Origin of the sequence: Methylobacterium sp. J-070 (genome assembly GCF_022829385.1) — a bacterium.
Taxonomy (GTDB): Bacteria; Pseudomonadota; Alphaproteobacteria; order Rhizobiales; family Beijerinckiaceae; genus Methylobacterium.
The window spans coordinates 1-2,489 of sequence record NZ_JAKSXX010000052.1; the positions used below are offsets into that span (position 1 = coordinate 1).

Annotated in this window: 2 protein-coding genes and 1 pseudogene; 2 read left to right on the forward strand and 1 reads right to left on the reverse strand. The window is 67.1% G+C overall.

The window, feature by feature from the left end; translation table 11 throughout:
- A pseudogene (locus MKL01_RS02970) lies at positions 1 to 575 on the reverse strand (exonuclease VII large subunit); the annotation flags it as partial.
- A gap of 29 nt (positions 576 to 604) precedes the next feature.
- Between MKL01_RS02970 and MKL01_RS02975 the strand changes: the two are divergent.
- Positions 605 to 1,696, forward strand: coding sequence for a DUF3987 domain-containing protein (locus MKL01_RS02975; protein ID WP_243903747.1), 1,092 nt, complete (start codon positions 605 to 607; stop codon positions 1,694 to 1,696).
- Between the two features lie 2 nt (positions 1,697 to 1,698).
- Positions 1,699 to 2,451 carry a hypothetical protein gene (locus MKL01_RS02980; RefSeq protein ID WP_243903748.1) on the forward strand — a complete coding sequence of 251 codons (753 nt, stop codon included), beginning with the start codon at positions 1,699 to 1,701 and terminating at the stop codon, positions 2,449 to 2,451.
- Positions 2,452 to 2,489: the final 38 nt, after the last annotated feature.

A 2,489-nucleotide genomic window follows, 5' to 3' on the forward strand; every position in this document is an offset into this window, starting at 1 on the left:
GCCTTGACGCAGGCCTCGGTCAGGGAGCGCTCCGCAGACGGACCCTCGAAGATCGCGGGCACGAAGATGATATCCAACGCACCACCCTGCACGAAGGGGGAGAGCACGCGTTGGACGTCACCGAAGGCGTCGCCGCGCTCGGAGGCGATCATCACCACGCGACGCAGGTCCTGCGGTTCGTGCCAGGTCGAGGGCCCGTGCGGCAGCCGGTCGGCCCGGATCTGCCGGAGCGTCTCATCGCGACGGAGGATCGCCTCGATCGGCTCAGCAGCGACCTCCAAGACCTCGACGATCTCGGCCCGGACGCGGGGGTCACGACCGAAGCCGTAGCGCAGGCCGGTCCGGATCTGGACCACCACCTCACGGTTCAGCAGGGTCTCCGCCGAGGCCGACCCGCCGGCCCGTAGCCGCGCCTTCAGCCGCAGCGGCTCACCGGCGGTCGCGTGGCGCTCGCCGAGGATCAGGAAGGCATCGCCGCGCTCGCCCGGCTCCATGCCGACCACGGCGGCGCTGATCACGCGTTCCTGGCGCACGGCCCCGCGCAGGTCCGCGAACAGATCCTGCAGCTCGCCCACCGATCCTCGCCATCGACCATCCCCTGGCGTTGGAGGAGGCCGACGAGGCGGCTCCGCTGGCCGGGGAGCCGGTGGCGCCGGTCACGCCTATCATCCGCGCGGAGGAGCCGAACCTCGAAGGGCTCATCAACCTGCTACGGGTCGGCCGGGCCAGCGTCGGCATCTTCACGTCAGAAGGTGGGTCGTTCTTGGGTGGGCACGGGATGGGCCCCGATGCCCGCACCCGCACCGTCACGGGCCTGTCGAGGATTTGGGACAACGGCTCGGCACAGCGGGTGCGCGCCGCCGAGGCTCAGACCTTCGTCGGCCGCCGGGTCGGGATCAGCCTCGCTGCCCAGCCGCGAGTGGCGTCAACCTTCATGGGCGACGAATTGGCCAACGATCAGGGCATCGTCGGTCGGTTCTTGGTGATGATGCCCGAGAGCACGATCGGCCTCAGACAGTTTCGGGCTACCAACCCGAGCGAAGACCGCAGGCTGCTCGCGTTCCAGGATCAGTGCCGTCGCTGCCTCGACGCAGGCTTGCCGATCCGCGAGGGCACGCGGAACGAGCTGGCTCCGCCCGTGCTGGGTCTGACGCCGGACGCCTGGACCCTGTTCCGACAGTTCGGTCAGTCGATCGAGGACGAGAACGGGCCGGGCAAGATGTGGCGCCCGGTGTCGTCGGCAGCGGGCAAGATCGCCGAGAACGTGGCGCGCATCGCAGGGGTGCTGACCCTGTTCGAGGCGCCGGACGTGGCGCGCCCGAGCCGGATCACTGGGGCCGCTTCCTACCTCGATGCGTTGATCTCGGCCGAGACGATGGCCGCGGCCTGCGCGATCGGGATGTTCTACTTGCGGGAGGCGTTGCGCCTGACCGGGCACGCGATCCTCGACCCAGAGACCCGCGCGCAAAACGATCTCGCGAAGTGGTTGGCCGACCCGGCGGGCTGGGGCGTCGGCAAGCTAATATCGCCGACCCTGATCCAGCAGAAGGCGCCCAGGCATCTCAGGACCGACGCGAAGACCGTGGACGCGCGCGTCGAGGCATTGGTGCGGTTCGGCTGGCTGGAGCTTGCGGGCAAGCAGGAGATCGACGGCAAGACATACCGCCAAACCTACCGCGTGCTGAGGGAGGCTTGAGCATGTCCGACCTGCCGCTCTTCGACCCGTTCAAGGCGCTGGAGGAGATCCGCCGCAAAGGCAAATCGGAGGTCTCGCCAAAACTCTCGCCAGAAGTCTCGCCGCCCTCGGCGAGAGATATTATTGAACAAAATCATATACTTAGCGACTATTTTTCCAACTCTAGCAACTCTAGCCACCCCAGCCGGGCCCGCGCACATGTTCCCTCCGCGCGTACACGCGAAGAAGAAGAAGAAAGAAAAGAAAATATAATAAAATCATATACTTACGCGAGGGGAGAGGGGTCGGAGGCGGGGCCGCCCATATCCGCACCGTGCCCCCCGGCTAGAGTGGCTAGAACTGCTAGAGTTTTTGCAAGTGGTTGTGCCGTAACAGAAAAATCCGAAATCGAAGTGGCTAGAGTTTCGGGGGACGGGCTGCGAGAGTGGCGCACCGGCCTTTCACGGCTCTCGGCCGAGCGCCCGGCTTGCCCCGGCTACCGAGACGACGAATGGGTCGCCGTTCTTAGACGAGCCCTGCGCTTCCTCGACACGTTCGGCGCGCAGGCGGAGGCGCTGGGCTGGACGGCCTCGCGTCTCTTCGGGGTTCACCGCGAGGCGGGGATAGTCCGGGTCGATGCCTGCGGTGGTCTGGTCCTGCCGGTAAACGGCTCAGTCCGCGCGATCACGGCCACGGAGATCTCGTTCGGCCACCTAACCCACCGCGAGAAGCCCGGCCAGCCTGAAGGGGTGCCGTGGTGGGAGTTCGGCCAGTGATCCCCGCCCGCGACGCCTGGGGGCCGTTCCGCCCAGAC

Excerpts from the sequence above, each read along its gene's own strand:
- MKL01_RS02980 (WP_243903748.1), top strand. The coding sequence starts at position 1,699 with ATGTCCGACCTGCCGCTCTTCGACCCGTTCAAGGCGCTGGAGGAGATC.